The organism is Naasia lichenicola, from assembly GCF_004801885.1.
Lineage (GTDB): Bacteria > Actinomycetota > Actinomycetes > Actinomycetales > Microbacteriaceae > Naasia > Naasia lichenicola.
In genome coordinates this window covers 334454-353406 of sequence record NZ_SSSM01000005.1, presented here as the reverse complement: position 1 = coordinate 353406, position 18953 = coordinate 334454, and the positions used below count along the sequence as shown (strand labels likewise).

Here is an 18953-nt window from a genome sequence, read left to right as displayed (position 1 = left end):
CGACGCGACCTCCTGGAAGGATGGACGGGTGAGACTGCATGACACCGCCTTCCGCGCCTTCGCCAGCGACAACTACGCCGGCGTACATCCCGAGGTCCTCGCGGCCATCGCCGACGCCGACGGCGGGCATCAGACCTCCTACGGCGAGGACGCCTACACCGAGCGGCTGAACGAGGTCGTCCGGGAGCAGTTCGGCGCACAGGCCGAGGCGTTCCCCGTCTTCAACGGCACAGGGGCCAACGTCCTGTCGCTCACGGCGGTACTGCCGCGCTGGGGAGCGGTGGTCGCGACCGGGACGTCGCACATCCACAACGACGAGGGCGGCGCACCCGAGCGGATGACCGGCCTCAAGCTGTTCACGGTGCCGACTCCGGAAGGCAAGCTCACCCCCGAGCTGATCGCGACAGAGGCGCGCGGCTTCGGCGATGAGCATCGCGCGCAGCCGCTGGCGGTCAGCATCACGCAGAGCACCGAGGTCGGCACGGTCTACTCGGTCGACGAGATCGCCGCGGTGTCGGAGTTCGCGCACTCCCACGGCATGGCGGTGCACATGGACGGTGCACGGATCTGGAATGCCGCGGCTGCGCTCGACGTGCCGTTCCGCGACTTCACGACCGATGCGGGCGTCGACATCCTCAGCTTCGGCGGCACCAAGAACGGCCTGCTCGGCGCGGAGGCCGTCGTCGTGCTGGACCCCGCGAAGGCCGACGGACTCGTCTACCTGCGCAAGCTCACCATGCAGCTCGGCAGCAAGATGCGCTTCATGAGCGCGCAGCTGCTCGCCCTGTTCGACGATGACCTGGGCCTGCGCTCCGCCCGGCACGCCAATGCGATGGCTGCCCGACTGCGTGGCGCACTCGAGGGCGTCGATGGGCTCAGGTTCACTCAGGCGACTCAGGCGAACGCCCTCTTCGCCGTGCTTCCGCCCGACGCCACAGCTCGCCTGCACGAGCGATTCCGCTTCTACGACTGGGACGCGGCCACCGGCGAGGTCCGGTGGATGTGCTCGTTCGACACGACGGAGCAGGACATCGACGCCTTCGCCGCCGCCATCACGGCCGAACTCGCCCCCTGACCTCCCTGTGTACGTTCCGGCCCCATGTGCTCGAAATTGCGCGCACATACGCCGGTTTCGTGCACGCGGCGCAGACGGAGACACGGCGCAGCACTGAGCCTCAGGGCCGCAGCAGCACCTTGATCGCCCGGCGCTCGTCCATCGCCGCATAGGCCTCGGCGGCCTCGCGCAGCGGCAGCTCCAGATCGAAGACCTTCCCCGGCTGGATGGTCCCGTCCAGCACGTCGGGCAGCAGCTCGTCCATGTAGTTGCGGACGGATGCGACTCCGCCTGCGACGCCGATGTTCGAATTGAACAGCAGCCGCATCGGCAGCTCCGGACCCCCGTTCGGCACGCCGACGTAACCCACCCTGCCTCCGGGACGCGCCGACTTGAGAGCCTGATCCATCGACTCCTTGGTGCCGACGCACTCGAGGACGCAATCGGCGCCGATGCCGTCGAAGAGCTCCATCACCCGGGCGATGCCGTGCTCGCCGCGCTCCTCGACGATGTCCGTGGCGCCGAATTCGCGGGCCAGCGCCTGCCGCGACTCGTGGCGGGACATCGCCACGATCCGGGCAGCGCCGAGCCGATGAGCGGCCAGCACACCGCAGAGCCCCACGGCGCCGTCTCCGACGACGACCACCGTCTTTCCCGGTCCGACACCCGCGGAGACCGCGGCATGGTGGCCGGTGCCCATCACGTCGGCGAGGGTCAGCAGATGCGGGATCAGCTCGGGGGCCGGCATGCCGCTCTGCACGACCTTGAGCGTCCCATCCGCGTGCGGCACCCGGACCTGCTCGCCCTGAGCACCGTCCGCGAATCCGCCGAGGCGGTCCTTCGACCCCCACCAGCCGCCGTGCAGGCACGAGGTGCTCACCCCGTTGAGGCAGTTGACGCAACTCATATCGCAGTCGTAAAAAGGCGCGATCACGAAGTCGCCGACGCTCACGTTCGCCACCTCCGCACCGACCGCCTCGACGATGCCCACGAACTCGTGGCCGATCCGCTTCGGCTTGGTGGTCGGGACGACGCCGCGGTACGGCCAGAGGTCGGAGCCGCAGACGCAGGCGGCGACGACGCGGACGATGGCGTCGCCGCCCGTCGACAGCACCGGATCGGGAACCTCTTCGACCGGGATGTCGCGTTCCCCATGGATCAGCGTGGCAAGCATGATCCGAGGCTACCGACTGCGTGCCGCCCTCGTCGGTCGACGCAGCTCCGCCGCTCGCTTAGGCGGCGCAGGCCCATGGCGGGTAGGGCTACCCCCCGAATCGCCTCATCCGGCGCGTCTGGCGAAAGTCGCAACCCTAGGGTTGAGGGCATGAGGATCGTTTCATGATCGAGGTCCAGGGTCTCACCAAGCGCTACGGCGACAAGACGGCGGTGGACGGCATCAGCTTCACCGCCGAGCCGGGTGTCGTCACCGGGTTCCTCGGACCCAACGGAGCCGGCAAGTCGACCACCATGCGGATGATCGTCGGCCTCGACCGGCCGACCGCCGGAAGCGCCACCGTCAACGGCAAGCGGTACGCCGATCACAGCGCCCCCCTGCACGAAGTCGGCGCGCTGCTCGATGCGAAGGCCGTGCATCCCGGCCGGAGCGCGCTCGGTCACCTCCTCGCGATGGGCGCCACCCATGGCATCGGCCGCACACGGGTCGACGAGGTGATCGCCATCACCGGTCTCGAATCCGTCGCCAAGAAGCGGGTGCGAGGATTCTCGCTCGGAATGGGTCAGCGGCTCGGCATCGCGGCCGCCCTGCTCGGCGATCCCGCGACCCTGATCCTCGACGAGCCCGTCAACGGTCTCGACCCCGAGGGGGTCATCTGGGTCCGCACGCTGGCCCGTCAGCTGGCCGCCGAGGGACGCACCGTGTTCCTGTCCTCGCACCTGATGAGCGAGATGGCGCAGACCGCCGACCACATCATCGTGCTCGGGCGCGGCAGGGTCATCGCCGACTCGTCGGTCGGCGAGATCATCGCCCTCTCCTCGGGCACCGCCGTCCGGGTGCGCACACCCGACGCCGACAGGTTCGCGAGCCTGATCGCCGCGCCAGGTGTCACCATCACCCGTTCGGAGAGCGACCTGCTCGTCGTCAACGGGGTGCCCGCCCCACGCCTCGGCGAGCTCGCCTCGTCGAACGGCGTGATCCTGCACGAGCTGACGCCCGCGGCCGGGACGCTCGAAGACGCCTACCTCACCCTCACCCAGGACGAGGTCGAGTACCACGCAGGCGGGCCTGGCGCTGCGACGCCTGCAGCCGCGACCGCTGCGATGACCGAAGGGGCCACCCGATGAGCACGACGATCACTTCAGCCGGAACGCCGACCGACCCGGCTGGTTCATCGCGACGCGCGACGCTCACCTTCGGCGGCGTCCTGCGCTCCGAGTGGATCAAGCTCCGAACGGTGCGCTCCACGGTCTGGTGCTACGCGATCATCCTGCTGCTGACGGTCGCCTTCGGCCTCCTGCTGACCGCGACCTTCAACTCGCGCGGCATCGGCCCCTTGCCCGATGACGGCCAGCAGGCATTCGCCCTGCAGGTGACCACGCTGTCGATCGGCTTCAGTCAGCTGGTCGCCAGCGTCCTCGGGGTCCTGGTCATCTCCGGCGAGTACGGCACGGGGATGATCCGCTCCACCTTCACGGCGGTTCCGAAGCGGATCCCCGCCCTGCTCGCCAAGGCGATCGTGTTCGGCCTCATCACGTTCGTCGTCGGACTGGTCTCGATCGTGCTCACGGCGCTGATCACCGCGCCGATCCTGCCGGGCGTCGGCATCGAGCCCGACTTCGGAGACAGCCAGTACCTGCTGGGGCTCGGCGGTGGCGCGCTGTCGCTCGCTCTCGTGGGCCTGATGTCGCTCGCCATCGGCGCGATCGTCCGCAACAGCGCGGCGGCGATCGCCACCTCGCTCGGCCTCCTGCTCGTGGTCCCCACGGTGCTGCAGATCCTCGCCTCGGTGACCCAGACGACCTGGGGACTCAACGTCGCGACCTTCCTGCCCGGCTCCGCGAGTCAGGCGCTCTACAGCTACGGCGCCGAGGGCAGTGTGATCAACGGGGTGGTGTCGCTGAGCTCGCTGGAGGGCGGGCTGGTCATGATGGCGTGGGTGCTGGCGCTCACGGTCGTGGCCGCGCTGCTGATCAAGCGACGCGACGTCTGAGCCTCGACGTCTGAGCCTCGACGTCTGAGCCTCGACGTCTGAGCCTCGACGTCTGAGTCCGAGCACAGCGATGGCCGGCCGGGAGTCCATCCCGCCGGCCATCGCTCTGTCCTCGGACGTGGAGTTCACGCCTCCGCAAGCTCGAAGCGGCTGACCGCCAGCGAGTCGCCATCGGGTGCGACGTCGACGCGGACGGTGTCGCCGTCGCGGATCGTGCCGGCCAGCAGCTCGCGCGCAAGTCGGTCGTCGATCTCGTTCTGCATCAGGCGGCGCAGCGGACGCGCTCCGTACATCGGATCGAAGCCGCGATCGGCGAGCCACGCGCGGGCGTCGGGCGTCACGGCGAGCTGCAGTCGACGGTTGGACAGGCGCCGTTCGAGCCGATCGATGTAGAGCGACACGATCTGACCGAGATCACCGGTCGACAGCGTCGAGAAGACGACGATGTCGTCGAGCCGGTTGACGAACTCCGGCTTGAACGCCTGGCGCACCAGTGCCTGCACCGCCTTCTCCTTGTCCTCGACAGAGGTGTCCGGGTCGACGAGGAACTGGCTGCCGAGATTCGAGGTCAGGATGAGGATCGTGTTGCGGAAGTCCACCGTGCGCCCCTGGCCGTCGGTCAGCCGTCCGTCGTCCAGCACCTGAAGCAGGATGTCGAACACCTCGGGGTGCGCCTTCTCCACCTCGTCGAGCAGCACGACGGAGTAGGGCCGCCGACGGACCGCCTCGGTCAGCTGACCGCCCTGCTCGTAGCCGACATAGCCGGGAGGGGCGCCGACGAGGCGCGATACGGCGAACTTCTCGCTGTACTCGCTCATGTCGATGCGGACCATCGCCTTCTCGTCGTCGAAGAGGAAGTCGGCGAGCGCTCGGGCGAGCTCGGTCTTGCCGACCCCTGTCGGACCGAGGAAGAGGAAGGTGCCGGTGGGACGGTCCGGATCGGAGATGCCCGCGCGGCTGCGGCGGACGGCGTCCGAGACGGCGGCGACCGCCTTGCGCTGGCCGATGAGCCGCTTGCCGATCTCGCTCTCCAGCCGCAGCAGCTTCTCGGTCTCTCCCTGCAGAAGCCGGCCCATCGGGATGCCCGTCCAGGCGGCGACGACGGCGGCGATGTCCTCGTCGGTGACCTGCTCGTTGACCATCCGCGGCTCGTCGGGCTGCTCCTCCGCCTTCTCGGCCTCGAGGAGCTCACGCTCGATGATCGGGATCTCCCCGTAGAGCAGGCGCGACGCCTCCTCGAGGTTGCCCTCCCGCTGCGCGCGCTCGGCGCGCACCCGGAGACTGTCCACCTTCTCCTTGAGGTTTCCGACGCGGTTCAGGTCGGCCCGCTCCTTCTCCCAGCGCAGCTCGAGCTCGTCGAGACGCAGCTTGCGGTCGGCGAGGTCCGCCCGCAGGCGCTCCAGACGCGCCTTCGACGCATCGTCCTTCTCGCGCTTGAGCGCCATCTCCTCGAGCTTGAGGCGATCGACGGAGCGGCGGAGCTCGTCGATCTCGACGGGAGCGGAGTCGATCTCCATCCGCAGACGGGACGCCGCCTCGTCGATCAGGTCGATGGCCTTGTCGGGCAGCTGCCGGGCCGTGATGTAGCGATTGGACAGCGACGCGGCCGCGATGAGGGCGGAGTCGGCGATGGCCACCTTGTGATGGGCCTCGTAGCGCTCCTTGAGTCCGCGGAGGATCGCGACGGTGTCCTCGACGGTCGGCTCGCCGACGAACACCTGCTGGAAGCGGCGCTCGAGGGCGGCGTCCTTCTCGATGTACTCGCGGTACTCGTTGAGAGTGGTGGCGCCGATCATCCGCAGCTCGCCGCGGGCGAGCATGGGCTTCAGCATGTTGGCCGCCGCGACGGACCCTTCGCCGCCACCCGCACCCATGAGGGTGTGGAGCTCGTCGATGAAGGTGATGATCTGGCCGCCGGAGTCGTTGATCTCCTTCAGCACGGCCTTGAGCCGCTCTTCGAACTCGCCGCGATACTTGGCGCCGGCGATGAGTGCCGCGAGGTCCAGAGAGACGAGCTGCTTGTTCTTGAGCGAATCGGCGACATCGCCCGCGACGATGCGCTGAGCGAGCCCCTCGACCACAGCCGTCTTGCCGACACCGGGCTCGCCGATGAGGACGGGGTTGTTCTTGGTGCGACGGGTCAGCACCTGGCTCACCCGACGGATCTCGGCATCACGGCCGATGACCGGGTCGAGCTTGCCGCTGCGGGCGACGTCGGTGAGATTGATGCCGTACTGCTGCAGTGCAGTGCGGTTCTCGTCCGAGGATCGCTGCCCGGTTGGATTCGCCATGAGATCTCCCGAAACAAAGGTTGAGTCTTGTGCACTCAAGTCTAGGCGATGTCGGGTCATCTCCTGCCTCCACCATGTCACGCTCACGGCGAACTCTGGGCTGAGTGCATGACTCTCGCAATGCTTCGTTCACCTCGCTCTCATCCGGCTGCGGAAGCATCCGGAGACGTGACCGCCGATCAGACCCGAGAATCGGCGGGCCGCGTGGCGGGTAGGGCCATGCTCGCGAGATGGGCGACCTCGTCAGCGGGTCGTCGCTTCCGCACTCTGCCGATCGGGCGCCTGCTGACTCCACGGGCATTCTGGGCGGCCTTCGGCGGGTTCCAGCTGATGTACTTCGCCTGGTTCCTCCCCGTCATCGTCGGTGGAGGCGTGCTCGGCGACCTGCCGCTCTACCGCCTGTGGGCGATGCAGACGCTGCACGGCGGCACCATCCCCGGGGTGACAGCGGACTGGGTGTACCCCCTCGGAGCGCTCAGCCCCATCCTCCTGGCCGGCCTCGCAGGGTCGCACTGGTTCCAGCTGAGCTGGCTCGTCATGACCGCTGCTCTCGACGCGGCCGCATCCGCCGTGCTCCTCGCGCGCGGCGGTCGGCGCTCCATCGCGGCGGCCTGGTGGTGGCTGGGGATCCTCTTCCTGCTGAGTCCCGTCGCGCTGCTGAGGCTGGAGGGGGTCGCAGCGCCGCTCGGCCTGATCGGACTGCTGCTGATCGCGCGTCGTCCATGGGCGGCCGGAGTGCTGCTCTCCGTCGCGGCCTGGATCAAGGTCTGGCCCATCGCCGTGCTCGGCACGATGCTGACGTCGGCTCGGACCCGCCTCCCCGCCCTGCTCTCGGCGGTCGCCGTGAGTGCGATCCTGCTCGCGGTGGCCATCCGCGCGGGCGGTCTGACGCACTTCGCGAGCTTCCTGACCGCGCAGACCGGCCGGGCGCTCCAGCTCGAGGCGCCTGTCACCACACCCTGGCTCTGGGCGGAGTGGCTGGGCGCCTCGGGTGTGCGGATCTACCAGAACATGGAGATCGCCACCCGGGAGGTGGTCGGGCCCGGCACCAATCGGGTGGCCGGCATCATGACGCCGCTGATGGCGATCGCGGTCGCGCTGATCCTGCTGCTCGTCATCCTCGCGCGACGCGGCGGGCGCGATCCCATGGAGATCTTGCTGTCCGCGAGCCTGGCGATCGTCGCGGCGATGATCGTGTTCAACAAGGTGGGTTCACCGCAGTACGTCCTGTGGCTCGTGCCCGTGTGCGCGGCGGGACTGGTGCTGGGCGGTCGCCGATGGAAGGGCATCGCGATCCTGGTCGGAGTGATCGCGACGATGACGACGCTGATCTTCCCGGTCTTCTATCTCAATCTGATAGAGCTCCAGCTCGGCGCGCTCCTGCTGCTGTCGGGGCGCAATGCGCTGCTCATCTCGCTCTTCGGGGTGGCCGTCTGGCAGCTGGCGGCACTGGCCGTTCCGAGCGCACTCCGCGGCCGGGAGCCGGCGCTGGTGCTCCCTGGCTGAGCGAGTCGAGCGAGCTGCCCAGTTCTGCCGCCGGGAACGCGCTCCGAGCGGCAGAACTGGGCAGTTCACCTGGGGGTTACTCGTCGAGCGGCTCCGGGCGTGGACGCCAGATCATGATCTCGGTCCGACGCTGAGTGCGGGTTCCCGTGCGCAGCGGGATGACCCCGCCGTCCTCCGCTGCGGCGAATACGCGGCTGCCCGGTCGACGCAGCAGCTCATCGGCGAGCGCCGTCTCCAGCTCTCGGACCCGGCGGCGCAGGGCGAGAGCCTCGTTCTCGAGCTCCAGGATCCGCCGGATGCCTTCGAGGCTGACGCCTTCGGCGCTGAGCCGGGCGATCTCGCGCAGCTGGGCGACGTCGCGCACCGAATAGCGCCGTGACTTGCCCGCGGTCCGGCCGGGCGAGACGAGTCCGATGCGGTCGTACTGGCGCAGCGTCTGCGGATGCATCCCGGCGAGCTCGGCCGCTACGGCGATAGCGAAGAGCGGCGCATCGCTCATGTCCCCCGTCGTCGGATCCATCCGCGTCGCCGCCTACTCCGCGCGTGAGCGGGCGAGGAGATCGTCCCGCGGGTTCTCTCGCGGACCGGCCTGGACGAACTGCTCGAGCGCCTCCTGCTGCTCCGCGGTCAGTCGCGATGGCACGGCGACCTCGATGCGAACGAGCAGGTCTCCCGTGCCCTTCGGCGTCGCCACTCCGCGGTCCTTGACCCGGAGGACCTTGCCGCTCGAGGTGCCCGGGGCGACGCGCAGCCGCACCGGCTCGCCGCCGAGGGTCGGCACCTCGATGGTGGCTCCCAATGCGGCTTCGGCGAACGTCACGGGGACGGTCACACGAAGGTTGAGACCCTCGCGCTCGAAGACCGGGTGCTTGCGCACCGTCACGGTGAGCACCAGATCCCCGTCGGGGCCGCCATCGAGGCTCGGCTCCCCCTTGCCCTTCAGCTTGATCTTCTGGCCGTTCGCGACGCCGGCGGGGACCTTGACGTTGAGCGGGCGGCCGTCGGCGCCCTGCAGTCGGATGGTGTCGCCCTTAGTGGCCGTCACGAAGTCGATGGTGGTCGTGGCGGTGACGTCGCGGCCAGGTGTCGGACCGCCGAATCCGCGGTAGCCGCCGCTGGACTGGCCGAAGCCGCCCTGACCGAAGGTCGTGCCGCCCTGACCGCCGCCGAACATCGAGAAGATGTCGTCGAAGTTGGCCTGCTGCGCACCCGCTGTCCGTCGGCCGCCCTGACCGTTGAACATGCCGCCGAAGACGTCCTCGAAGCCGCCGCCCTGGTTGCCGCCCGCAGTGAACCGAGCGCCCGAGCCCATGGCGCGGATCTGGTCGTACTCGGCGCGCTGGTCGGCGTCCGAGAGCACGGCGTAGGCCTCGCTGATCTCCTTGAAGCGCGCCTCCGCTGCGGCGTCCCCCTGATTGGAGTCGGGGTGGTACTGGCGCGCGAGCTTGCGATACGCCTTCTTGAGCGCGTTCGCGTCGACGGTCTTGTCGACGCCGAGGACCTTGTAGAAGTCCTTGTCGAACCAGTCTTGGCTTGCCACTGTGCTCGATTCCTTGGATGGGAGTGCCGTGTGGGCCGCGCGGGCCCTGAGAAAGGGTACGGCCCCGGTGGGAGCCGGGGCCGTACTGGGAGAGCGGCGGGTCAGTCCGCCGGGGTGTCGACGACCACCCGGGCCACCCGGAGGTTCGCATCGCCGATGCGGTATCCGCGCTCGACGACATCGGCCACGGTGGGCGCGGTCACCTCGGAGTTCGGCTTCTGGAAGATCGCCTCGTGCTGCTCGGGGTCGAATGCCTCGCCGATCTCGCCATATGGCGCGACGCCGAAGCGCTGGACGATGGCCCGGAGCTTCTGAGCGATGCTCGTCAGCGGACCGCCCTCGACCAGGTCCCCGTGCTTCTCGGCACGATCGAGGTCGTCGAGCACGGGCAGGAGCTGCTTGACGACGTCGCCGACCGCGCGATCCTTCTCGATCTGACGGTTGGCTTCGGTGCGACGCCGGTAGTTGGCGTACTCCGCAGTCACCCGCTTGAGATCGGCCAGGTGCTCGTCGGCCGGATCCACCGGCACACTGCCGAGCGACGATGCCCCGGCGGAGGGATCCGCCAGGAAGGCGAGGTCCTCCGCCGTGAGCGGGGAGTCACCCGCATCGGCGGCCGCAGAGGGTCCGGCGTCCGAGCCGAGGGGGGTCTCGATGTCGGGACCCTCCATCGACTCGAACGAAGCGGACTGCTCCTCCGACGGGTTCCCGGCGTTGTTCGCGCCGTTGTCGTCCGGGGTGCCCCCGGGCTGAGCGCCCGGCGTCTTCGGTTCCTTGGGAGCCATCGTCCGTCCTACTTCTTGGTGTCGTCGTCTTCGTCGATGACCTCGGCGTCGACGATGTCCTCGTCGCTCGAGGCACCCTCGGAGTTCGCCGTCTCCTCGGCGGCGGCGGTCGCGTCGGTCTGCGACTGGGAATAGATCGCCTGGCCGAGCTTCGACTGGCTCTCGTTGAGCTTGTCGACCGCCGTCTTCACCGCGGCATCGTCCTCGCCCGCGAGCGCGGACTTGAGGGCGTCGACATCGGCCTGGACCTCGGTCTTGACGTCGGCCGGCAGCTTCTCGTCGTTCTCCTTGATCAGCTTCTCGATCGAGTAGACGAGCTGCTCGGCGTTGTTGCGGACCTCGGCGGCGTCACGACGACGCTTGTCCTCTGCGGCGTGCTCCTCGGCCTCGCGGACCATGCGCTCGATGTCCTCCTTGGGCAGCGACGAGCCGCCGGTGATGGTCATCGACTGCTCCTTGCCGGTGCCCTTGTCCTTCGCGGACACGTGCACGATGCCGTTGGCGTCGATGTCGAAGGTCACCTCGACCTGCGGAACACCACGGGGGGCGGGGGCGATGCCGGTCAGCTCGAAGGTGCCCAGCGCCTTGTTGTCGCGGGTGAAGTCGCGCTCGCCCTGGAAGACCTGGATCGCGACGGACGGCTGGTTGTCGTCGGCCGTGGTGAATGTCTCGCTGCGCTTGGTCGGGATCGCGGTGTTGCGGTCGATCAGCTTGGTCATGATGCCGCCCTTGGTCTCGATGCCGAGGGAGAGGGGCGTGACGTCGATGAGCAGGACGTCCTTGCGCTCGCCCTTCAGCACGCCAGCCTGGAGCGCGGCGCCCACTGCGACGACCTCATCGGGGTTGACGCCCTTGTTGGGCTCCTTGCCCGTCTCGCTCTTGACGAGCGCGCTGACGGCGGGCATGCGGGTCGAGCCGCCGACGAGCACGACGTGCGCGATGTCGCCGACCTTGACGCCGGCCTCGCGGATCACGTCGGCGAACGGCTTCTTGGTGCGGTCGAGCAGGTCCTTGGTCAGATCCTCGAACTTGGCGCGGGTGAGCGTCTCGTCGAGGTTGGCCGGGCCGTTCTCCGTGAGGGAGAGGTAGGGCAGCTGGATCGAGGTCGAGGTGGAGCTGGAGAGCTCCTTCTTCGCCTGCTCGGCGGCCTCCTTGAGACGCTGGAGGGCGATCTTGTCCTTCGATACGTCGACTCCGGTGGAGTCCTTGAACCGGCCGATGAGGTACTCGACGACCCGCTGGTCCCAGTCGTCGCCGCCGAGGCGGTTGTCGCCGGCGGTGGAGCGGACCTGGATGGTCGAGAAGTCGTCGTCCTTGCCCACCTCGAGCAGGGAGACGTCGAACGTCCCGCCGCCCAGGTCGAAGACGAGGATGAGCTCGTCCTCCTTGCCCTTGTCGAGGCCGTACGCCAGCGCGGCGGCGGTCGGCTCGTTGATGATGCGCAGCACGTTGAGGCCGGCGATCTCACCGGCATCCTTGGTGGCCTGACGCTCGGCGTCATTGAAGTAGGCGGGGACGGTGATGACCGCGTCGGTCACGGTGTCGCCGAGGTACTGCTCGGCGTCGCGCTTCAGCTTGGCGAGGATGCGAGCCGAGATCTCCTGCGGGGTGTACTTCTTGCCCGCGATGTCGGCCTTCCAGTCGGTGCCGATGTGGCGCTTGACCGAGGCGATGGTGCGATCGACGTTGGTGACGGCCTGACGCTTGGCGGTCTCGCCGACGAGCACATCGTCGTCCTTGGTGAAGGCGACGACGGACGGGGTGGTGCGGAAGCCCTCGGCGTTGGCGATGACCACGGGCTCGCCGCCCTCGAGGACCGCGACCACCGAGTTGGTGGTTCCGAGGTCGATTCCTACTGCACGTGCCATGTGGGTTTCTCTCCTGCTGATAGTGGAACTGGATGATGGAGCTGGATCGGGGTCGGCCTGGCGCGCCCGGGCTTTCGGCGACCGCGAGGTCCGATGCGAGACTTGAGCCCTGCTGACTCAATGCTATTCATGAGCCGACGTGTGTCAAGTCTGCGACGACAATCTTGAGCCTCATTGGCTCAACTCTCAGCTTCGCCCCACCACGGACGGTCCGCCTCCGCCATCGTGTTCCCGTTCCAGCTCTGAACGGCGCAGCACTAGCCTGTGAGCATGTCGCGCACTGTTGCCGAGGGACTCGACTCCCCGAAGGCAGAAGCCGTCCCTCGCAGGCGCATCGTCGCATGGGCGCTCTGGGACTGGGGGTCCGCGTCGTTCAACGCGGTCGTCACCACGTTCGTCTTCACGGTCTATCTGACGAGCACCGACGGCTTCGGCGGGGAGGCCTTCGTCTCCGCCCAACTGGGCTGGGCGCTGGCGGTCGCGGGTGTGCTCGTCGCGCTCACCGCGCCGATCACCGGACAGCGCTCGGACGGGTCGGGTCGCCGCCGCTTCTGGCTCGCCGTCAACAGCGCGGTGGTCGTCGTCTGCATCGCGCTCATGTACCTGGTCGAGCCGCGACCCGAGCTGCTCTGGCTGGGACTCGGTCTGCTGGCGGTCGGCACCGTCTTCTACGAGTTCGCCGCGGTCAACTACAACGCGATGCTCGTGCAGGTCTCGACGCCGCGGAACATCGGCCGCATCAGCGGCTTCGGCTGGGCCATGGGCTACTTCGGCGGCATCGTGCTTCTGCTGATCCTCTACTACGGCTTCATCCACCCCGACGTCGGCCTCTTCGGCGTCACGTCCGAGAACGGCCAGGCGGTCCGAGTCTCGATGCTGCTGGCCGCCGGCTGGTTCGCGATCTTCGCGCTCCCCGCGCTGCTCTCCGTGCCCGAGGTCGCCCGTACCCGCGGCGTCGGACGAGCCAGGGTCGGCATCCTCACCTCGTACCGCACGCTGTTCCGCGACATCGCCGCTCTCTGGCGCAGCGATCGCAACACGGTGTGGTTCCTCATCGCCAGCGCCGTGTTCCGCGACGGGCTCACGGGCGTCTTCACCTTCGGCGGAGTGCTGGCCGCAGGCACCTTCGGGTTCTCCGCCGGAGAGGTGATCATCTTCGCCGTCGCGGCCAACGTGGTCGCGGGCATCTCGACCGTCGTCGTGGGCGCGCTCGACGACCGCCTCGGCCCCAAGACGGTGATCGTGGCGGCCCTGATCGGGCTGGTCGTCTCGGGCACGCTCGTCTTCGTGCTCAGCCCGGGCGGACAGACCGTGTTCTGGATCTTCGGGCTGCTGCTCTGCCTGTTCGTCGGTCCGGCGCAGTCGGCCAGCCGGAGCTTCCTGGCCCGCGTGATCCCGCCCGGCAAGGAGGGCGAGGTCTTCGGCCTCTACGCCACCACGGGGCGTGCGGCGACCTTCATCGCTCCCACGCTCTGGGCGCTGTTCATCACGATCTTCGGCTCCCAGGTGTTCGGCATCCTCGGCATCGTCCTTGTCCTGCTCGTGGGCCTCGGCCTGCTCATCCCGGTCCGCGCCGTCGGTCGGGCCAGCGCCGCCGCGCTCACGCCCAAGGACTGACCCCTCCGCTGCTCAGCGGAGGAAGGCCCACCAGATGAGCAGCATGGTGACGAAGAAGCCGGTCACGTAGTTGAGCAGCAGGAAGCGCCGCCAGCCGACATTCGCCCGCTCGGCATCCGCGTCGGAGATGCCGAGGAAGGGCGCCACGTTCGCGGCGTAGAGCAGGGCCAGGATGCCTGCGAGCGGACCGGGCCAGGTCGTGAGCAGCATGAGCGCGCCGGCCACCAGGTACGCCGCGAAGGCGAGACGAGCCGTGGCCTTCGCTCCGATGACGGTCGCCACGGAGCCGATGCCGCCGGCACGGTCGGCGACGACATCCTGCACCGCGCCGAATGCGTGGCTCGCGATACCCCAGATGAAGTAGCCCACCAGCAGCGCCACGAGGGGACCCGTCACGGTCGCGCCCGCGACGGCCAGGCCGTAGACGGCCGGGCTGACGAAGTGGGTGCTCGAGGTCAGCGAGTCGACGAATGGTCGTTCCTTGAAGCGCAGTCCAGGGGCGCTGTAGGCGAGGACCGCGAAGACGCTCACCGCGAGGACGAGCCAGGACATCGGGCTGCCCAGGATGACGAGGGCCACGAGGAACGGCACGTTGGTGATGACGACGCCCCACAGCGTCGTGCGGTGCAGGCTCTTCGAGAGCACGGCACCTTCGACCCCTCCCTTGCGGGGATTGCGCAGGTCGGACTCGTAGTCGAAGACGTCGTTGATCCCGTACATCGCCAGGTTGTAGGGGATGAGGAAGTAGATGGTGCCGATCACGAAGGCGGCGTCTATCCGACCGGTGGTCAGGATGTAGGCCGCGGCGAACGGATAGGCGGTGTTGACCCACGAGATGGGACGGGACGACGCGAACAGCGCCCGAACGACCCGCATCAGCTCCTCCCGCCGTCGTGTTCCTGGCTCGCCGAGCGCGGGCGCCGCAGCAGGATCCAGAGACTGGGCAGCAGCGCGGCCGCTGCGATCGCGTAGGCGAAGTCCTCGATCGGCGCGACGCCGAGCCGGATGCCGCTGATCCGCTGCGGGTCGTAGTCGACGATCCCGGTCCCGACGATGACGTTGTCGAAGACCGCGGTCGCCACGAGCACGCCGACCAGCCCGAGGAGCAGGGCGACGGGTGACGCGGCCGTCGCGTGCGGGTGCCGCCTTCGTGCGACGGCGAATGCGACCACCGCGAGCACGAGGGCGGGCAGCAGGAAGGCCGCGTTGACGAGGAGGTAGGTCATGAGCGCTGCCGCCCGCGGGATCGCCGACGAACCAGGATCAGCTCGGCGCCCGCGAAGAGGTTGATCGCCGAGTAGCAGAGCAGCAGGAGGAAGAAGATCTCCTCGAGGGGGAACTCCGGGCCGAGCAGGACGCCTGTGGTGATGGCGGACTCGCCCCGGAAGAACACCCCGGTGGCGATCCCCGTGATGTCCCAGAGCACGAAGAGCACCAGTCCGGCTCCGAGCACCGTCGCTGCGCGACGGGCGTCCCGCCAGAAGAAGAGGGCGAATCGCCGATCGAGCACCACCATCCCGCTCAGCGAGACGAGCAGGGCGAGGAGGTAGAGCGCGCTCATGACCCAGGAGTGCGGACCGGAGCGCCGGCCGATGCGGCGGGCTCCTGGCTGGGTCCGGCCGAGATGTCGCCGCGCAGGCGCTTGAGGACCAGCTCCGCGCTGATCAGGCACATGGGCAGCCCGATGCCCGGAATCGTGGAGCCGCCCGCATAGAGCAGTCCGGTGACCTTCCTGCTGATGTTGCCGGCACGGAAGAAGGCGCTCTGCTTCAGGATGTGCGAGGGACCGAGCGCCGATCCCTTCCACGCGCCGAGGTCGCTCTCGAAGTCCGCGGGTCCGACCGTTCGACGCAGCACGATGCGCTCCGCGAGGTCCGGGACTCCCGCCCACTCGGCGATCTGCGCGATCACCGTGTCGGCGAGCTGCTCGACGCGCGCGTCGCCCGTGCCGTCCAGTCCGCCCCGTCCGATACTCGGATCCGCGGGAAGCGGGACCAGCACGAAGAGATTCTCGAACCCCTCCGGCGCGACGTTCGGATCAGTGGCACTGGGGCGGCAGACGTAGATGGATGCCGGTTCGGGAATATGCGTCGGCGCATCGAAGATCGCGGAGAAGTTCGCCTTCCAGTCCCGGGCGAACAGCAGCGTGTGGTGATCCAGCTCCGGTACCGCGCCCCGCACCCCGAGGTAGAGCAGGAGCGCGCTCGGGCCGGCCTCCTTCTTCTCCCACCACCTCTCGGGGTAGGTCTGCAGATCCTCCGGCAGGAGCTGGGTCTCCAGATGCAGATCGGCACTGAGCACGACGGTGCCCGCCGCGAGGAACTGCTCGGCGCCGCTCGCGTCGATGTAGCGGACGCCGAGGACAGTGGGCTTGGCGCCGCCTACCGGCTTCGTGACGATCGAGGTCACCCGAGCCCCGGTCAGCACCGTCGCGCCGCCCCCGACGGCGAGATCGCCGATGGATTCGATCACGCGGGCGATGCCGCCCTGCGGATAGAGGACCCCGTCGTCGAGGTCGAGGTGCGACATCAGGTGGTACATGCTCGGGGTGCTGAACGGGGATGAGCCGAGGAAGACCGCGGGGTAGCCGAGCAGCTGGCGCAGTCTCGGATCCGAGAACCGGCGAGCCACGAACCTGTCGAGGGTCGTCAGCAGCAGGGGCAGGAATCGGCCCGCCCGTCGAAGCACGTCACGACCGAAGACGTCTCGGAAGTCCGCGAAGGTGCTGTAGAGGAAGTGGCGCTTGGCGAGCTCGTAGGTGTCCTTCGCCGAATCGAGGTACTTCGCGAGGCGTCGACCGGCGCCCGGCTCGACGGCTTCGAACATCGCGAGGTTCTCTTCGCGCGACCGGGCGACGACGATGGGCGATGAGCCGTCCGCGCCGGGCTCGAAGTAGATGCGATAGCCCGGATCCAGCGCTGTGAGCTCCAGCTCGTCGGAGGCCGTGCTGCCGACCATCCGATAGAAGTGGTCGAACACCTCCGGCATCAGGTACCACGAGGGGCCCGTGTCGAAGCGGAATCCGTCCCGTTCCCAGAGCCCGGCGCGTCCCCCGAGCTGGCCGCGTGCCTCGAGGACGGTGACGTCGTAGCCCTCCCTGCTCAGCAGCGCGGCCGTGGCCAGTCCGCTGATGCCGCCGCCAATGACCGCCGCGCGCGGAGTCATGCGAGCCGCCCCGACGTCAGGAGTGCACGAGCGACAATCCGCAGCTTCACGGGATCCGGCACGCTGACTCTCGTCTCGATGAGGCGTTCGGCGGGGACCGCGCGGATGCGCCGGGAGAGCTCGGCGAACAGGCCGTGCGCGATCGCCACCGCCCGTCGGCTGCCGCGCGGGAGTCCGGGGATGATCGAACTGGCGACTCGGAGGTCGGCGTCGAGGTCGTCGAGCAGTCGGATCTTGGTCGCCTCATCGAAGTTGTCGACGCGCACGTCGGGGAAGTAGCTGCGGCCCAGGGTCCGGAAGTCGGCCGCGAGGTCGCGCAGGAAGTTGACCTTCTGGAAGGCGGCGCCGAGCGCGCGAGCCCCGCGCTGCAATTCGTCGCGCTTGCTGACGGTGACCCGTCTGCCTTCGAGGAATGCGGCCAGGCACATCAACCCGACGACCTCGGCCGATCCGTAGATGTAGGTGGCGAAGGACTCGGGCGTGTGCTCGACCTCGACGATGTCGGCCCGCATGGACGCGAAGAACGGAGCGCTGAGCTCGACTCCGAAGCCCGTGGCCCGGGCGGTCCGGGCGAAGGCGTGCACGATGAGATCGGTGCTGTAGCCGCTGCCGAGTGCCGCCTCAACCTCGTTCTCGAGCGCGTCGAGCGAGGCGGCGGTGCTGACGGGGTCCAGTCCTGCTTCGGCCGCCACGCCGTCCACGACCTCGTCGGCCACTCGCACCAGCGCATAGATGTTCTGCACATGGCGCCGTTGACGAGACGGAAGGAGCCGAGTGGCGAGTCCGAAGGAGGTGGAGTAGCTCCGGATGACCACGGCTGCGGCCGCCTCCGCGGCGCGGGTGTAGGTGTCGAGGGACGGCGTCTCCGACCCCGTCCGCGACCCGCTCGAGCTCATCGGGTGCGATCCAGCGTCGCGATGAGGACGGGCCGCAGCTCCTCGGCCAGCTTCGCGGGCATGTCGTCGAGCCGCGCGGCGGCCTCCGCCGCGGTCCGTGAGGCGAGGCCCCGTGTGAACACCTCGGCGCCGCAGGCGACGAGCAGCTCCCGTGCGTGGTCGGCTTCTTCCCGGGTGAGGTCGCCCTTGCCGACGAACGGGGCGATCTGAGGCCACAGGCCGGTGGTCGCGGCGAACGCGATCGGCACGGTGCTCTTGCCCTCGCGGAGGTCCCCCAGGGCGGTCTTGCCCGTGAGCGACTCGTCGCCGAAGACACCGAGCAGGTCGTCGGTGGCCTGGTACGCGATGCCCAGATCGCGGCCGAACTCGCCGAGAAGCTCCTGGAGCGACGAGGAGGCGTCCGCCAGCGCGGCTCCCGCCTTGAGCGGCGCCTCGAAGGTGTACGCCGCCGTCTTGAGTCGCTCCATCTGCACGATCTGCTCCACTGCTGGGATCTCGCGTGACACGGAGAACTCGACGTCGAGCAGCTCGCCGGCGGCGGAGGCGAAGAGCGCCTCGTCCATCAGGTCGAGGAGCCGAGCGCGGAGGGCCCCCTCCGCGCCGCTGCGGTCTATCAGGCGGTAGGCGTTGAAGAGGGCGAGGTCGCCCGCGATGATCGCGGTCGACATTCCGCGATGCTCGGCCACGGGAATGGGGATGCCGGCAGTCGCGGCACGATCGCGATAGCTGCCGGACACGTTGGGCATCCCGCGCCGGGTGAAGTCTCGATCGATCACGTCGTCGTGCACGATGAGGGCGGTGTGCAGGAGCTCGAAGGCGGCGGCCACATGCGCTGCAGCGTCGTCACGCACTCCGCCACAGCCGATGTGAGCGCAGAGAACCAGACGGGGGCGGAATCTCTTGCCCCCGAGCGTGCTGGACGCGAGAGCATCCCAGAGCGCTCCGTATTCGGCGGAGACCCCGGATGCGCGCCCCCGCATTAGGCTGAAGAAGCGTTCGAGGACTTCATCGACGCGTCCGAGCCGTTCGGCGACGACGCCTCGACTGTCCGACGCATCCACAGT

Annotated in this window: 17 protein-coding genes; 5 read left to right on the top strand and 12 right to left on the bottom strand. The window is 68.8% G+C overall.

Translation table 11 applies throughout. The annotated features are described in order from the left end of the window. Window positions 1-28 precede the first annotated feature (28 nt). The gene (locus tag E6C64_RS12570; RefSeq protein ID WP_136427848.1) at window positions 29-1075 is read left to right on the top strand and encodes a threonine aldolase family protein; all 1047 of its coding nucleotides are present in this window, start codon (window positions 29-31) and stop codon (window positions 1073-1075) included. A gap of 100 nt (window positions 1076-1175) precedes the next feature. Here the strand turns inward: E6C64_RS12570 and E6C64_RS12565 are convergent, their stop codons facing one another. Further along, a complete protein-coding gene (locus tag E6C64_RS12565; RefSeq protein ID WP_136427847.1) occupies window positions 1176-2228 on the bottom strand; it encodes a zinc-dependent alcohol dehydrogenase family protein in 1053 nt (350 codons plus the stop codon). Window positions 2229-2392: 164 nt separating this feature from the next. Between E6C64_RS12565 and E6C64_RS12560 the strand changes: the two genes are divergently transcribed. Next, the gene (locus tag E6C64_RS12560) at window positions 2393-3355 is read left to right on the top strand and encodes an ABC transporter ATP-binding protein (protein WP_136427846.1); all 963 of its coding nucleotides are present in this window, start codon (window positions 2393-2395) and stop codon (window positions 3353-3355) included. After that, entirely contained in the window at window positions 3352-4221 is an 870-nt protein-coding gene (locus tag E6C64_RS12555; protein ID WP_136427845.1) for an ABC transporter permease, read from the top strand. The genes E6C64_RS12560 and E6C64_RS12555 overlap by 4 nt, the downstream gene beginning before the upstream one ends. Window positions 4222-4346: 125 nt before the next feature. On the opposite strand, the gene E6C64_RS12550 is transcribed toward E6C64_RS12555, so the two are convergent. After that, window positions 4347-6512, bottom strand: a complete 2166-nt coding sequence (locus E6C64_RS12550; protein ID WP_136427844.1) for an ATP-dependent Clp protease ATP-binding subunit — start codon at window positions 6510-6512, stop codon at window positions 4347-4349. Between the two features lie 168 nt (window positions 6513-6680). Here E6C64_RS12550 and E6C64_RS12545 point away from each other — a divergent pair, with 168 nt between their 5' ends. Next, a complete protein-coding gene (locus E6C64_RS12545) occupies window positions 6681-8018 on the top strand; it encodes a glycosyltransferase family protein (protein ID WP_158437854.1) in 1338 nt (445 codons plus the stop codon). A 76-nt stretch (window positions 8019-8094) separates the two neighbouring features. Here E6C64_RS12545 and E6C64_RS12540 read toward each other — a convergent pair whose 3' ends face one another. The 4 genes from E6C64_RS12540 to dnaK form a co-directional block, all read right to left on the bottom strand. Further along, window positions 8095-8538, bottom strand: a complete 444-nt coding sequence (locus tag E6C64_RS12540) for a heat shock protein transcriptional repressor HspR (RefSeq protein ID WP_438941863.1) — start codon at window positions 8536-8538, stop codon at window positions 8095-8097. A gap of 12 nt (window positions 8539-8550) precedes the next feature. Continuing rightward, window positions 8551-9558 (bottom strand): DnaJ C-terminal domain-containing protein, encoded by a 1008-nt coding sequence (locus E6C64_RS12535; protein WP_136427841.1) that lies wholly within the window; start codon window positions 9556-9558, stop codon window positions 8551-8553. 101 nt (window positions 9559-9659) lie between these two features. Further along, entirely contained in the window at window positions 9660-10343 is a 684-nt protein-coding gene (locus E6C64_RS12530; RefSeq protein ID WP_233255610.1) for a nucleotide exchange factor GrpE, read from the bottom strand. An 8-nt stretch (window positions 10344-10351) separates the two neighbouring features. Further along, the gene (dnaK, locus tag E6C64_RS12525; protein WP_136427840.1) at window positions 10352-12211 is read right to left on the bottom strand and encodes a molecular chaperone DnaK; all 1860 of its coding nucleotides are present in this window, start codon (window positions 12209-12211) and stop codon (window positions 10352-10354) included. A 270-nt stretch (window positions 12212-12481) separates the two neighbouring features. On the opposite strand from dnaK, the gene E6C64_RS12520 reads away from it, so the two are divergent. Next, window positions 12482-13828: an MFS transporter gene (locus tag E6C64_RS12520; RefSeq protein WP_136427839.1), complete on the top strand. Its 1347-nt coding sequence runs from the start codon at window positions 12482-12484 to the stop codon at window positions 13826-13828. Window positions 13829-13840: 12 nt separating this feature from the next. Here E6C64_RS12520 and E6C64_RS12515 read toward each other — a convergent pair whose 3' ends face one another. The 6 genes from E6C64_RS12515 to E6C64_RS12490 are packed head-to-tail and all read right to left on the bottom strand — an operon-like array spanning window position 13841 to window position 18950. After that, window positions 13841-14704, bottom strand: a complete 864-nt coding sequence (locus tag E6C64_RS12515; protein WP_136427838.1) for a prenyltransferase — start codon at window positions 14702-14704, stop codon at window positions 13841-13843. Continuing rightward, window positions 14704-15054: a lycopene cyclase domain-containing protein gene (locus E6C64_RS12510; RefSeq protein WP_136427837.1), complete on the bottom strand. Its 351-nt coding sequence runs from the start codon at window positions 15052-15054 to the stop codon at window positions 14704-14706. Before E6C64_RS12510 ends, E6C64_RS12515 begins: the two co-directional genes overlap by 1 nt. Beyond that, window positions 15051-15389: a lycopene cyclase domain-containing protein gene (locus tag E6C64_RS12505; protein ID WP_136427836.1), complete on the bottom strand. Its 339-nt coding sequence runs from the start codon at window positions 15387-15389 to the stop codon at window positions 15051-15053. Before E6C64_RS12505 ends, E6C64_RS12510 begins: the two co-directional genes overlap by 4 nt. Beyond that, complete coding sequence (gene crtI, locus E6C64_RS12500; protein WP_136427835.1) at window positions 15386-16993, bottom strand: phytoene desaturase family protein; 1608 nt, start codon at window positions 16991-16993, stop codon at window positions 15386-15388. Before crtI ends, E6C64_RS12505 begins: the two co-directional genes overlap by 4 nt. Further along, window positions 16990-17889, bottom strand: a complete 900-nt coding sequence (locus E6C64_RS12495) for a phytoene/squalene synthase family protein (protein ID WP_136427834.1) — start codon at window positions 17887-17889, stop codon at window positions 16990-16992. The genes crtI and E6C64_RS12495 overlap by 4 nt, the downstream gene beginning before the upstream one ends. After that, window positions 17886-18950: a polyprenyl synthetase family protein gene (locus E6C64_RS12490; RefSeq protein ID WP_233255609.1), complete on the bottom strand. Its 1065-nt coding sequence runs from the start codon at window positions 18948-18950 to the stop codon at window positions 17886-17888. Before E6C64_RS12490 ends, E6C64_RS12495 begins: the two co-directional genes overlap by 4 nt. Window positions 18951-18953 lie beyond the last annotated feature (3 nt).

Coding starts and splice junctions, on each gene's coding strand:
- E6C64_RS12510 (WP_136427837.1), bottom strand. CDS start 15,054: ATGACCTACCTCCTCGTCAACGCGGCCTTCCTGCTGCCCGCCCTCGTG.
- E6C64_RS12565 (WP_136427847.1), bottom strand. CDS start 2,228: ATGCTTGCCACGCTGATCCATGGGGAACGCGACATCCCGGTCGAAGAG.
- E6C64_RS12495 (WP_136427834.1), bottom strand. CDS start 17,889: ATGAGCTCGAGCGGGTCGCGGACGGGGTCGGAGACGCCGTCCCTCGAC.
- E6C64_RS12550 (WP_136427844.1), bottom strand. CDS start 6,512: ATGGCGAATCCAACCGGGCAGCGATCCTCGGACGAGAACCGCACTGCA.
- E6C64_RS12555 (WP_136427845.1), top strand. CDS start 3,352: ATGAGCACGACGATCACTTCAGCCGGAACGCCGACCGACCCGGCTGGT.
- dnaK (WP_136427840.1), bottom strand. CDS start 12,211: ATGGCACGTGCAGTAGGAATCGACCTCGGAACCACCAACTCGGTGGTC.
- crtI (WP_136427835.1), bottom strand. CDS start 16,993: ATGACTCCGCGCGCGGCGGTCATTGGCGGCGGCATCAGCGGACTGGCC.
- E6C64_RS12515 (WP_136427838.1), bottom strand. CDS start 14,704: ATGCGGGTCGTTCGGGCGCTGTTCGCGTCGTCCCGTCCCATCTCGTGG.
- E6C64_RS12520 (WP_136427839.1), top strand. CDS start 12,482: ATGTCGCGCACTGTTGCCGAGGGACTCGACTCCCCGAAGGCAGAAGCC.
- E6C64_RS12505 (WP_136427836.1), bottom strand. CDS start 15,389: ATGAGCGCGCTCTACCTCCTCGCCCTGCTCGTCTCGCTGAGCGGGATG.
- E6C64_RS12540 (WP_438941863.1), bottom strand. CDS start 8,538: ATGGATCCGACGACGGGGGACATGAGCGATGCGCCGCTCTTCGCTATC.
- E6C64_RS12560 (WP_136427846.1), top strand. CDS start 2,393: ATGATCGAGGTCCAGGGTCTCACCAAGCGCTACGGCGACAAGACGGCG.
- E6C64_RS12530 (WP_233255610.1), bottom strand. CDS start 10,343: ATGGCTCCCAAGGAACCGAAGACGCCGGGCGCTCAGCCCGGGGGCACC.